The following is an 11,952-nucleotide window of genomic DNA, read 5'->3' on the forward strand; positions in this document are numbered from 1 at the left end:
CATTAAAACTAAATAATAAATACTAGAGTATTACTAAATTAATTGTGCCCATTTTTGATCATAAATTACCGACTGCCGACTCCCTAAGCCCTACTCCCGAATTCCAGTTCTCTTTGCTATAAAAAACCAACAATAAATAGTCTCAAATAAAGGCCATGTCTAACAACAATAATCTAAGGAAAATAAGCACGATCAATAATTTTGGTATAGACAACAAACCTCTTTATAACACAGCCCTTCCTGTTGTTACCCCAGTCAATCCTCTTGCTAATCTCCAAGAGCAACATATCGAAGAAGTCGCCGAAGCATTGCTGGAATTTCAAATGACTGCCATGTCCGATAAGAAGAAACAGGAGCAAGAAACAAAGCAGCTACAGAAAAAAATGGGTCGCTTCACCGCTATTTGGATGATTTTAATCTTGATGGTGGGAGCAGCAGGAGCTTGGACAGGATATTTCTTTTATACCCAGCTCAAAGAGCTAACTACACAAATTAATTCAGTCAAAGAGGCTCAGGGAGAATTAGAACTGGCAAAACAAGTTCAACAGCTAGAAAGTCAGCTATCTCAACTCAAAAAGCAAGTGCCATCGAATCTGGCAACTGACTTAGAAGCTAACCAAAAAAAACTTTCAGCACTAGAAAAACAAGTGCAAGGAGTACAAGAAAGCGTTAAGCACCGCCAACAAGCCCTAGTGCTTTTAGCTAACGCTTTTCAAGACTTGGCTACTTTTGATCAGTCTGAGCCTCCTGTGACTGCGACTTCAGGGGAAAATAGTCCAAAAGGTGGCGCTGGAAGTCAATAATTGAGCAAGCTAATGCGCTACGCGCACGCTACGCGAACAGCTATCAGCTATCAGCTATCAGCTTATGCCCATAGGGCACGCTACACCGAACACCTTTTGAATAAAATAAGCTGACCACTGACCGCTGACCGCTGACCTCACAACCCTGCTTTTTCCCGTACCAAAGGCTCGAGAATTGTTAGCAAACTCAAGGGCATCAGCTCTTGACTAAGGGATTGAGCATAGGCAGCACTTAGATAAGCTTGGTACTCTGATTTACCAGCAATATAGGTTTGAAAAAATGCTAAACTCAATGCCTTCATATACTCCTGAGCAATAGTTGGGTCAGGACCAACCACTGCCTCAGGTAAGGGGACATCATCTTCTGATGGGGCGAGGGTGGAAAAGTGGGTTCCTCTCTTGAGCAATACTAGATACTTCTGTAGAGTTGTCAGCCAAGTAAAGGGTTGAATCTGTTCTGGTAACGCTGGCGCTACGGTATCATCACTACCAGCGACTACCATCAGGGGCACTTGAATTTGGCTAAGTTGGGATTTTCCTAAGACTGTGCTAGCAATTGGATTAATTGCGATCGCACCTTTAATCCGTTGATCTGATAACTGATAGTCCTGTGGTGGCAAATCAAAGGCACGACACTGAAGTAGTAGGGATATATTCAAGGTATCCTCATTTAAGGGAGCGCAATCCTTTTGCAATTGCTCAAAATTAATCTCGGCTCCAGCAAGAGCTAAGGATGTGTAACCCCCAAAGGACTGACCCAATACTCCCACCTGTTGCAAATTTAACTGCCCTTTAAAGGAACTTTCTAGTTCATCCAGTAACAACTTGATATCCAGAGGGCGGTTAATAAATTCTGATGGTGGAGCTACCTCTTTGGCAAGACCACTTAACAAAGCCTGTATTTGATCCGCATTACTGCCTGGATGTTCCGGTACAGCCACAGCAAATCCATGGGATGCCAGGTGACGGGCTAAGTACTCAAATGTCTTCCGTTCTGAACCCAGTCCGTGGGAAATAACAATTACTGGTGCTAACCCTTCCCTTGGGGGCTCTGGCAAATACAAATCAACGGGAAACTCTCGCCGACGGCTCAGGTCATCGAAGGTAATGGTTTGCTTAGTATAGCTTACTGAACCGGGTTGCCGTAAGTCTAGGGATAAATCCGATAAACCTCGCTCTGTCTGGGCTGCCGCTTCCTGCTCCGATGCCTGTTCCACTGCTGCAATGGTCATCTGGGTTTGCTGAATCAGCTTCGATAAGTCATCAATAATTTCAAAACCCCGTTGTGAGTTAATCCGAATGCCGTAAGTCGGAAATTCCTGCAACACATTCAAAATCGTCAACCCTTCTGGCTTAAAAGCGGCTTTGATTAAAGCCGCTCGAATAGCATAGAAACCGGGTTGACGAGCTTTGGTTTGAATCACTTCACCTACCCGTTGTAGAACTATTTCCCCTTGAGGTGAATAGAGGAATTGAGCGATCGCTACTGGTGTGACATCAATGGGAGTGATTAAGACCTGCCGCAGTTGTTTGAATTCTTCCGGCTTTATATACCCCGCATAGAAGGCTAAGGATGGCTCAACTTTGCCCACTGTCGCATAAACTTCTAGAGCTGCGATCGGTAGGGAAAACTCGATTGGACCATAGGAAATATAGATTTTCTCTGCTGCCTCAACTGGTGCAGAAATTATCACTGGAGTGACCAACAATCCTAGATTCAGCACCAGCCACCCTAGTCTAGTTTTTGGTTTACCTTTTGCGAATCTTAACATATAGACTTTCCAAATGAGTTGTAAAAAGATATTGTAATTTTTTCTAATACAAAAAACGCTGTATTAGCCACTAATATTAGTTATCTAGAGTTTTAGGTTCCCTAAAGCATTTCATTATTTGTTCACATCTCAAATGGAAATACTATAGCCCAACTCCCGACTCCCGACTCCCTCGGTGCGCTTTCCGTGATGGCGAGCAATCCCTTGACCGTAGGTCACGCGGGGCGCGTTCGCCATCATGGGTCGCACCGCTCCCGACTCCCGACTCCCTACTCCCTAGTGCTGAGTCGGGCAAGACATTTGTATTATGTAATAACGATTTGTCAATTTTTGATGACATTTAGGGATATATTAAATAGACTGGGATTATGTTATAGCGAAGATTTGTGGTAGAGTGAATAACTCTAGCCAAGATTCAAGCTTGTTTTCCTAAAAAATACTAACTAGTTTTTTAGTATTTTTTGGGAGACTAGCTATGATAATTTAAAATAAATAGGATAGCGTCTTAACAGGGTGCATCTTAACAAAAACTGGGGAGCTTAATGGTGCTCATTCCCGTAAAATAGTACATTTTTTGGGGCAATTGTGTGTAGCACTGTGGCTAGGGTAAACTAGTTTACTCATTGAATATAGAACATGAATACATTAAAAGGACGCGATTTTCTAGGCTTAACAGACCTCAGTGCTAGTGACATTCAGGAACTATTGGATAAAGCCACTCAGTTAAAAAAAGGTCAGTGGACTCCTAGGTGCAATAAGGTTTTGGGATTATTGTTTTATAAGGCTTCCACACGGACACGGGTCAGTTTTTCCGTAGCTATGTACCAACTAGGGGGTCAGGTGATTGACTTAAATCCCAATGTCACCCAAGTTGGTCGTGGAGAACCGGTAGTAGATACAGCGCGAGTGTTAGATCGGTACTTGGATATTCTAGCAATTCGTACCTTTGAGCAAAAACAGTTGGAAACCTTTGCCGACTATGCCCAGATTCCGATTATTAATGCTTTGACTGATTGGGAGCATCCCTGTCAAATTTTAGCCGATTTGTTAACGATTCAGGAATGCTTTGGAACACTGGCTGGTTTGACATTGACTTATGTTGGCGACGGTAATAATGTTGCTCATTCACTAATGTTGGGCTGCGCTCTAATGGGAATGAATGTCAGAGTCGCCACACCACCAGCTTATCAACCTGATAGTGCTATTTGTGAGCTTGCCCTGAAAACTGCAGCTGGCCGCACAGAAGTAATGGTTACCGATGACCCAGTAGCTGCTGCCAAGGAAGCTCACGTACTTTATACTGATGTTTGGGCAAGTATGGGTCAAGAAGCCTCAGCTGAGGAGCGAATTCCAATTTTTAAGCCTTATCAAGTTAATCAACAGTTGTTAGACCATGCCGACCCATCAGCAATCGTACTCCACTGTTTACCCGCTCACCGGGAGGAAGAAATTACAGACCAGGTAATCGAAGGCTCGCAATCCCGTGTTTGGGACCAGGCAGAAAACCGTTTACATGCTCAAAAAGCTTTACTGGTCAGTCTTTTAGGGGTTGATTGAATCCTAAGGGAGTAGGGAGTAGGGAGTAGGGAGTAGGGAATAGGGAATCGGGAATCGGGAATCGGGAATCGGGAATCGGGAATCGGGAATCGGGAATCGGGAATCGGGAATCGGGAATCGGGAATCGGGAATCGGAACCCACCCCTAACCCCCTTTCAAGGGTATGTTTTTTAGATTTGGGCATTCGCCTAGTGGGACTAAGCGCGATAATTCAAGGCATAAATAGTGCTATGCTATAATATAGGGTAAGTTTTTTAGGTTGGTTACTTTTTCCCTCCAATCCCATGAAAGAAACTGTTTCCACAGCAATGCCCCCGTGCTTCGATAGATGGTGTCAGCGTTTTGACGATATCTTCCGAACTAAANCAGAACTGATTGGGGCAGCAGTTCCAGAGCTTCAAAGCTATTTGGGATAGCTGGCGGTTTGATTTCCATGGTTCTACACTACTACTCATCCTTCCCTTTTTGTCAACCCCATCACCTGAATGCTTACGTCAAAAGAGCATCTGTTTTACCGGTTGAACTGGTGCCTTGGAATTGTGAGTCAAGTCAATCAAGGTCTGGGTCTGACCAGATTGATAAACGTACTCAATGGCACGCTGATCTACAAGCTAAACTAAACAATTTAGACAATTGGGCTGATGGCTTGGAAGCGATCGCATCATACTATCGAGAGTTTGGTACTGGACTTTTTGCTGACTATCAAGGATTTCGTTGGCAATCCGGTCAGTTGCTTGGTGTTGCTAATCCCGATCCGATTAGACTCAGTGAGCTGGTGGGCTATGAATTGGCACGGACGCAATTGCTCAAGAATACAGAATTTCTGCTGAAAGGCTACCGAGCCCTGAATGTATTACTTTACGGTAGTCGCGGTTCAGGTAAGTCTTCTTTGGTCAAGGCGTTGTTAAATGAATACGGTGAGCAGGGATTGCGAATTATTGAAGTCCCGAAATCAGAGATGATCGATTTACCGGTAATTACCGAACAATTGCGAGACCAGCCTCAAAAATTTATTATCTTTATCGATGATTTATCCTTTGAAGAGGATAATGATTCCTACAAAGCTTTAAAGGTAATCTTGGAAGGGAATTTAACAGCACGACCTGACAATGTTGTGGTTTACGCCACCTCTAATCGACGACACTTGATTCGAGAATTCTTTGAAGACCGTCCCCGTCCTAGCAATGAAGAGGTCCATGGTTGGGATACGGTTCACGAGAAACTGTCCTTTAGCGATCGCTTTGGCTTAACCCTAACCTTTGAGAAAGCTGACCAGAAAACCTACCTCAAGATTGTCCAACATCTAGCTACCCTAGCCCAAATCCCCCTTGAGCCTAGTGAGATCAGACCTCGTGCCTTACAGTGGGCAATCCGAGCCAATGGTTTCTCTGGTAGGACAGCACGACAATTTATTGATTTTTTACAAGCAGAGGAAGTGGGGAGCAGGGAGCAGGGAGCAGGGAGCAGGGAGCAGGGAGCAGGGATCTAGATGTAGGGTGGGCACATTAACTCAGCTTGCCAATTCTGTAGCTAGCTACTGCCCACCTACTCACAATCAATTCATTCAACTATGCAGGGCTCATTATTAGATCACACTTATCAGATTTGTTCCAAAAATAACCTTATTTATTTAATTAACTTGCCAAACTCCCGACTCCCGATTCCCTACTCCCGATTCCCGATTCCCTACTCCCTACTCCCTACTCCCTACTCCCTCTGCTATCATCAATTATCCATGGGAAAAGCCCCTGGTCGCACGCTGATTAATTTGGTCTTACCGTTACGAAGCACTTCCACCTCTAACTGGGCACCAACCTCTGAGGCTTCGACACCCTGCTGAACCTCAGTGGCATTTTTTACTGGTTTCGACGCAACGGTTTTAATGATATCTCCTTGTTTGAAACCAGCTCTCTGAGCGGGGGAGCCTGGCACCACCCGGACGATTAAAACCCCATCATCTTGGGTGACTTTCAGGTCAAAGTCTTGGTCTTGATTAATTTTTTCTCTCAAGTCTGGGGTCAAGGTCACCATCTGAATGCCTAGGTAAGGATGCTCAACTTTACCTTTAGAAAATAGTTGATTGGCAATCCGTTCCGCAGTTTCCACGGGGATAGCAAACCCTAAGCCTTGGGCATTGGCTCGAATAGCAGTGTTAATCCCAACCACTTCACCAGTGGCATTCAACAACGGACCACCAGAATTACCAGGGTTAATGGCGGCATCAGTTTGGATAAAGCTGACCCGTTTTTCAGGAACCCCGACTTGGGAACTGGAGCGCCCTAAGGCACTGATGATACCAACGGTTACAGTATTATCTAAACCGAGGGGATTACCAATAGCGATCGCCCATTCTCCTGGGGTCAAATTCTCAGCTTTACCCAAGTTGACTGTGGGCAAGTCCGTTGCTTCAATTTTGACTACCGCTACATCGGTGACTGGGTCAGTGCCCACTACTTGACCATCAAAGCTGCGACCGTCTTTTAGGGTGACTTTAACTTCCTCTGTGCCTTCTACAACGTGGGCATTGGTGATCAAGCGTCCATCGGAGCTGAGGATAAACCCTGAGCCGGTGCCTTGCTCGATGCGCTGTTTTGGCATAGGCAGGTCATCCCCAAAAAAGCGCCTAAAGAAGGGATTGTGGAACGGTTGTGGGATATCCCGTGATACCTGACGGGCTGCATCGATTCTCACCACTGCCGGACCTACTTTTTCTACGGCTTTAGCAATGAAATTCAGGTTTCTCTGGGGTGTAACACTTGATCGTTGTGGCGTGAATGGTTGTAATACTGCTGGAACGATTTGTGGGCGTCTGATTACCTCTTGCTCTGCCATGAGATAGCGACTACCCAAAACCCCTGCACCTCCGCCCAAGCCCAGCAATGTCAGATAAACGGTTAGCTGCTTTAGGGATAAACTCATGGTTCTAGAATTTTCAATAATTGCTTTTGAGGTCCATATACTTACACTTTACTTAAAAATGAGAAGTGTTGACCGAAGAATATTGTGTAGTTACGTGAAATAGCGGGTGGGGAGTGTGGGAGTTGTGGGGTGTAGGGTGTGGGGTGTGGGGTGTGGTAATAAGATAGGGTAATCTTATATTATAGCGCTATTGTTTCGTTGTTGGGTTGAGAATGCGATCGCATAAGCGCGGAAGCTGAGGCCGTAGGCCACGCTTTGCGAACGCTTCATCGTGTAGGGTGACCAAAGGTCAATCGCTTCCTGTGAATTAGAATTTATTTTGATCACTGATCATTTTTATGCATAAATCGCGCAAAATCGCAAATTTATTCCGAATATACCTAAAAACTTAGGTATTATTAAGGTTGTCGCGCACATTCTCCAGATTATCACGAAAGGTCACCGTTTTAGGATGATTTGACCCTAACTTCCGTTCTGCAATCTCCAATGCCTGGACATAGAGGGGTTCTGCTTCATGGTACTTCCCCTGAGCATAGTAGAGTGCAGCCAGGTTGTTGAGACTTTCGGCCACATGGGGATGGTCACCACCCAGCAGCTGCTTTTTCATCTCCAATGCTTGGAAACAGAGGGGTTCGGCCTGATCATAGCGACCCCTTGAGTGGTAGAGTAATGCGAGGTTGTTGAGACTTTCGGCCACATGGGGATGGTACTGACCCAGCAGCTGCTTTCTGATATCCAATGCCTCGACAAAGAGGGGTTCTGCTTCATCAGAGTGCCCCTGAACATGGTAGAGTAATGCGAGGTTGTTGAGACTTTCGGCCACATGGGGATGGTTCTCACCCAGCACCTTTCTCATCTTCAAAGCCTGGACAAAGAGAGGTTCTGCCTCATGATAGCGCCCCTGATTATAGTAGAGTAATCCCAGGTTGTTGAAACTTTTAACCACATCGGGATGATCCTGGCCTAGCAGCTTCTTTCTCATCTCCAAAGCCTGGACAAAGAGGGGTTCTGCCTCAGGGTACCTTCCCTGATCATCGTAGAGTATTCCCAGGTTGTTGAGACTGGTGGCTACATCCGGATGTTCCTCACCCCGCCACTGCTTTGTCATCTCCAAGGCTTGGAGCAAGATAGGTTCTGCTTCATGGTAGCGACCCTGAGCATGGTAGATTAATCCCAGATTGTTGAGAGTGGTGGATAGTTCGAGATCTTCCTCACCTAACAGCTGATTTTTCATCTCTAAACACTGAAGCAAGAGGAGTTCTGCTTCATGGTAGCGCCCCATTGACCAGTAGAGTAATGCCAGGTCGTTGAGACTGGTGGCTACATGCGGATGTTCCTCACCCAGGCGGCTTCTGCTTATCTCTAAACATTGGGTAAACCACGGTTCAGCCTGATCATAGCTACCTTGACCCTCATACAATCTTCCTAAGCCAAGAAAGGGCCAGATTAAATCTTCATCCCTGAGCCAGTCAGTTAGAGCTGTAGCAGCTTCGACTAAATGAAGGATGGCGGGGGTAACTTCTGCAATGATTCCCTGATTTGGCATATAAGGAATTTCTTTGGCAACAGCCACCATTGTTTGACAAAAGCTTTGCTTGTAGGTATCCGCCTCTGGTAATTGAGCCAGCTTGGTCAGGAAAAATTCTCGAATTAGTTGATGAAGTCGATAGGTTTTATGTTCGCTCAGTTGCAAGAGATTACGATTGACCAGAAAGCGATTACGTAACTCCTCCAATTCTTCTTGTTCTTCTTCCCAGTCATCTTCATCTTCAGTTTCGATAACACACTTCTCTACCAGGAACCAATCAAAAGGAGCTTGAGCAAACAGACTCAAACGACATCCCAACTGCTGGGCTTCTAGTGGCAACTCCTGCCACGATAATTCAAATGCTGCTGCTACTCCCAACTGGGCTGTCATTTGCCCTTGTTCTTCTTGAGAAAGTAATGCCTTTGCTGCTAACTTGTTCTTTTCTAAACGTTTCTGAACCTTAGCAATGGTTACACTCTGATGTATATCTAAATATCGTCCGACTAACTCTAAACCCAAGGGCAAATAACCCAACCATTCACATAAGGCTTCTGCTTCGTTTAGTTCGTTATCGATGCGCTCTTTTCCAACAAGGGATTCCAATAATTTTAATGCTGCTTCTGGGGATAATACATCCAAGTCAATTCGTCGGTAAGAAGCCCCTGGCCGCTGACGACTGGTGACCAGTACTTTGAAACGGGATTGGGCTGGAGGTAAATAGGGTTCAATTTTATTTTTGTAGTCCTTGCCGAAATAAGGCACATCATCCAGCACGATCAATGCTGTTCCCTCTGGCCAATGCCCCCAGCAGTATTCTACCTGTTCGTTGAACTGTAGTTCATCTGGAATCGTTAATCCTAATTTAGTACGCGCAAAACTAACAAGTTGAGTCCCGAGATCTGCACCGCGCACCGATAACCAGCAGCTACCACCAGGGTAGTTTTCCTGATATCTAAGTGCATATTGTAGAGCTAACTCGGTTTTGCCAACACCGCCCATTCCGGCAATGGCACAAATTGCTAATCGATCGGTCTGTTGAAGTTCCCGATGGAGCTGCTCAAGTTGATCTTCCCTGCCCACAAAGTGGGGAGTGCCACGATTAGTAATGTTAGTGGGGGGATTTAACTTTGTCCGTTCCCGGTCGGACGACTCCAGCTAATGCTCATGAATAGGAATCTCGCCAACATAAACTGTTCCGTTGCTATAATCTTTTAGGTGTACAGGAGTTTTGAGGCATTCCTTGATAAATTTCCTGACACCAAGATAGACCAGACTGTTTTGAGACTCTGGTTTGCATAGGTCAATATGATTCTTTGGTATGGCAAACGGCTTCACTCCTTCAATGCCTGGGTTGGCACTATCCTCGTCTACAACCAAAATCCCCTTTAGCTTCTGGGTCTCATAATAGACGTTTGTGGCAATTCCTAAACTCCGAACGTTTTGTCGATACCACTCATTTAATTTCCGTAACTGAGGGGCATGAGCTTTTAGTTCGTTAACGCTTACTGTAGTTCGTGCCAAAATGCGAATATTATCAATTAATTTAGCTAGATGAGCCCCAGTGTGGGGAGTACCCAGAAATACAATCCCTTTAGTCTGCTCAACAATACCTTTATATTGATCAAAATTATGAGCACTACTAAGCATCTCTTTAACTATAAGCCCGCCCAGACTGTGAGTAATAAATACCAATGGACGCTTACCCAGCTTACAGCTGTCTAACCAACCTAATAAATTACTGGCTTGATCGAAAAGGGGCATACTGCTGTTGCTTTTCCAGTTTGTCCCTTCAGCGTTATACCCAAAAGACCAGATATTAAGACCTAGCTGATCTTGTCCTAACCAAACTGGCCAGAAGTCATCATCATCTTGTTTTCCCTTAGGATGCCACGTGCTTCTAGCATCCCCTCCCAGCCCGTGAACAAATACCACATCCGCACTAGCAAGTGAGTTCTGGTGGCTTGAGATTTTTATCAAGCCCGTTAAATTACTCAACGATTAGCCTCCAGTTAATTATATAGCATTAACCAGTAGATGCATAAAACCCAATCTATATATAGTTTAACACAGGAAAATATAGGTAGTCGGGAGTCGGGAGTCGGGAGTCGGGAGTCGGGAATCGGGAACAAAAACTATCATAATTCATTGAGGATTAGTAGAATTTTTTTTTCGGATATCTTTCCAAGTTTGTCCGATTTAATGTTTCCATGTATCTCGATACAATTACTCCAAAAAAACGCGATTCTTTCAAAGATACCCTACGGGATTCTATTTCAAAATTTCCCCTCTATTCCCGATTCCCGATTCCCGATTCTTAATTATTAATTCTCAATTCTGTACATTTTCTTTCAATACCCTCTCAGAAAATAATTTCTAAAATCCCTTGACAATTTATACTATAATCGTTATGATTATAGTATAAACTTCAAACAAAGGTTTTAACGATGACTGAAGAGTTTATCCCAAACGAAAACAACAATCCTGAAGAGATTACTCCCGCTAATACTCCTCAGGAACCTTCTCCAAAAAAATACCCAGTTAAGCACATTTTAAAAGGATCACGTAAAGCCATAATGAAGACCATGCATACCCTATATGCGCTGCGTTACGCGGAAATCTCCGAGTGGAGCCCCCTTCAGCCCACTGGCATCCCAGGCGAATTCATCACGATGATGACCAAATACCTGATTATCGATTAAACTAATTTAGGGGGGGTAACCCCCCTGGCCGAAACATTAGGTCTCATGACATGGGATTGTGTTTAGGTTTGGTTGAAAAATTGTAGTCATCATCAAAACCTCTAGCCGTGGAAAAGATTTCTGCGGCTATTTTTTTTGGGAAGTTGAAGGTTGAAGGTTATTAAGGTTGAAGGTTAGGGTGTTTAAGGTTGAAGGTTAGGATGTTTAAGGTTGAAGGTTAGGATGTTTAAGGTTGAAGGTTAGGATGTTTAAGGTTGAAGGTTAGGATGTTTAAGGTTGAAGGTTAGGATGTTGAAGGTTGAAGGTTAGGATGTTTAAGATTAGGATGTTGAAGGTTGAAGGTTATGATGTTTAAGGTTATTAAGGTTGAATTTTGTTCGCCTTTGGTCTTTCAGTAGGGTATAGTAATCAGTTTAGGAATTGTGAGAATTGTTGATGCCATTTCCCTACTCCCTACTCCCTACTCCCTACTCCCTACTCCCTGTTCCCTGTTCCCTGTTCCCTATTCCCTTGACTTGATAAGCTTTAGCGGAAGCTCTCAGCCAAATGAATGCTCCGGTAGCGAAGGGAATTAGTAAAAAAAGGGTACCAAATGTCAAGGGATGTTCTCTGACATATTCGCTGTAAACCATCACTGCTATTGCTGAGCCACAATAAATTAACCCACACAGGGG

Annotated in this window: 13 protein-coding genes; 7 read left to right on the top strand and 6 right to left on the bottom strand. The window is 44.5% G+C overall.

Annotated elements, in window-relative coordinates; all coding sequences use genetic code 11:
- Positions 1 to 155 precede the first annotated feature (155 nt).
- Positions 156 to 803 carry a hypothetical protein gene (locus tag F6K46_RS02365; RefSeq protein ID WP_293054734.1) on the top strand — a complete coding sequence of 216 codons (648 nt, stop codon included), beginning with the start codon at positions 156 to 158 and terminating at the stop codon, positions 801 to 803.
- 137 nt (positions 804 to 940) lie between these two features.
- Here the strand turns inward: F6K46_RS02365 and F6K46_RS02370 are convergent, their stop codons facing one another.
- A complete protein-coding gene (locus F6K46_RS02370) occupies positions 941 to 2,575 on the bottom strand; it encodes an alpha/beta hydrolase (protein WP_293054733.1) in 1,635 nt (544 codons plus the stop codon).
- A 204-nt stretch (positions 2,576 to 2,779) separates the two neighbouring features.
- On the opposite strand from F6K46_RS02370, the gene F6K46_RS02375 reads away from it, so the two are divergent.
- Positions 2,780 to 2,968, top strand: coding sequence for a hypothetical protein (locus F6K46_RS02375; protein WP_293054732.1), 189 nt, complete (start codon positions 2,780 to 2,782; stop codon positions 2,966 to 2,968).
- A 243-nt stretch (positions 2,969 to 3,211) separates the two neighbouring features.
- The gene (gene argF, locus F6K46_RS02380; protein ID WP_293054731.1) at positions 3,212 to 4,132 is read left to right on the top strand and encodes an ornithine carbamoyltransferase; all 921 of its coding nucleotides are present in this window, start codon (positions 3,212 to 3,214) and stop codon (positions 4,130 to 4,132) included.
- Here the strand turns inward: argF and F6K46_RS02385 are convergent.
- Entirely contained in the window at positions 4,110 to 4,316 is a 207-nt protein-coding gene (locus F6K46_RS02385; protein ID WP_293054730.1) for a hypothetical protein, read from the bottom strand. The two genes, argF and F6K46_RS02385, sit on opposite strands and share 23 nt — an antisense overlap.
- Before the next feature lie 249 nt (positions 4,317 to 4,565).
- On the opposite strand from F6K46_RS02385, the gene F6K46_RS02390 reads away from it, so the two are divergent.
- Positions 4,566 to 5,621 carry an ATP-binding protein gene (locus tag F6K46_RS02390; protein WP_293054728.1) on the top strand — a complete coding sequence of 352 codons (1,056 nt, stop codon included), beginning with the start codon at positions 4,566 to 4,568 and terminating at the stop codon, positions 5,619 to 5,621.
- A gap of 81 nt (positions 5,622 to 5,702) precedes the next feature.
- Positions 5,703 to 5,972, top strand: a complete 270-nt coding sequence (locus F6K46_RS02395) for a hypothetical protein (RefSeq protein WP_293054727.1) — start codon at positions 5,703 to 5,705, stop codon at positions 5,970 to 5,972.
- Here F6K46_RS02395 and F6K46_RS02400 read toward each other — a convergent pair.
- The 4 genes from F6K46_RS02400 to F6K46_RS02415 form a co-directional block, all read right to left on the bottom strand.
- Positions 5,858 to 7,051 carry an HhoA/HhoB/HtrA family serine endopeptidase gene (locus F6K46_RS02400; protein ID WP_293054726.1) on the bottom strand — a complete coding sequence of 398 codons (1,194 nt, stop codon included), beginning with the start codon at positions 7,049 to 7,051 and terminating at the stop codon, positions 5,858 to 5,860. The two genes, F6K46_RS02395 and F6K46_RS02400, sit on opposite strands and share 115 nt — an antisense overlap.
- A gap of 174 nt (positions 7,052 to 7,225) precedes the next feature.
- Positions 7,226 to 7,378: a hypothetical protein gene (locus F6K46_RS02405; RefSeq protein WP_293054725.1), complete on the bottom strand. Its 153-nt coding sequence runs from the start codon at positions 7,376 to 7,378 to the stop codon at positions 7,226 to 7,228.
- A 61-nt stretch (positions 7,379 to 7,439) separates the two neighbouring features.
- A complete protein-coding gene (locus F6K46_RS02410; RefSeq protein WP_293054724.1) occupies positions 7,440 to 9,659 on the bottom strand; it encodes a tetratricopeptide repeat protein in 2,220 nt (739 codons plus the stop codon).
- A 75-nt stretch (positions 9,660 to 9,734) separates the two neighbouring features.
- Complete coding sequence (locus tag F6K46_RS02415) at positions 9,735 to 10,574, bottom strand: hypothetical protein (RefSeq protein ID WP_293054723.1); 840 nt, start codon at positions 10,572 to 10,574, stop codon at positions 9,735 to 9,737.
- 449 nt (positions 10,575 to 11,023) lie between these two features.
- Here F6K46_RS02415 and F6K46_RS02420 point away from each other — a divergent pair, with 449 nt between their 5' ends.
- Together F6K46_RS02420 and F6K46_RS02425 are read left to right on the top strand one after the other, a co-directional pair.
- On the top strand, positions 11,024 to 11,278 hold the full coding sequence (locus F6K46_RS02420; RefSeq protein ID WP_293054722.1) for a hypothetical protein: 255 nt from the start codon (positions 11,024 to 11,026) through the stop codon (positions 11,276 to 11,278).
- 422 nt (positions 11,279 to 11,700) lie between these two features.
- A complete protein-coding gene (locus F6K46_RS02425) occupies positions 11,701 to 11,853 on the top strand; it encodes a hypothetical protein (RefSeq protein ID WP_293054721.1) in 153 nt (50 codons plus the stop codon).
- Positions 11,854 to 11,952 lie beyond the last annotated feature (99 nt).

The organism is Moorena sp. SIO3E8 (assembly GCF_010692445.1).
In the GTDB taxonomy this organism is placed as follows: domain Bacteria; phylum Cyanobacteriota; class Cyanobacteriia; order Cyanobacteriales; family Coleofasciculaceae; genus Moorena; species Moorena bouillonii.

Bases quoted from the DNA above. Each gene is read 5' to 3' on its own strand.
- F6K46_RS02385 (WP_293054730.1), bottom strand. From the start codon at position 4,316: ATGCCCAAATCTAAAAAACATACCCTTGAAAGGGGGTTAGGGGTGGGT.
- argF (WP_293054731.1), top strand. From the start codon at position 3,212: ATGAATACATTAAAAGGACGCGATTTTCTAGGCTTAACAGACCTCAGT.
- F6K46_RS02390 (WP_293054728.1), top strand. From the start codon at position 4,566: ATGGTTCTACACTACTACTCATCCTTCCCTTTTTGTCAACCCCATCAC.
- F6K46_RS02400 (WP_293054726.1), bottom strand. From the start codon at position 7,051: ATGAGTTTATCCCTAAAGCAGCTAACCGTTTATCTGACATTGCTGGGC.
- F6K46_RS02370 (WP_293054733.1), bottom strand. From the start codon at position 2,575: ATGTTAAGATTCGCAAAAGGTAAACCAAAAACTAGACTAGGGTGGCTG.
- F6K46_RS02395 (WP_293054727.1), top strand. From the start codon at position 5,703: ATGCAGGGCTCATTATTAGATCACACTTATCAGATTTGTTCCAAAAAT.
- F6K46_RS02365 (WP_293054734.1), top strand. From the start codon at position 156: ATGTCTAACAACAATAATCTAAGGAAAATAAGCACGATCAATAATTTT.
- F6K46_RS02420 (WP_293054722.1), top strand. From the start codon at position 11,024: ATGACTGAAGAGTTTATCCCAAACGAAAACAACAATCCTGAAGAGATT.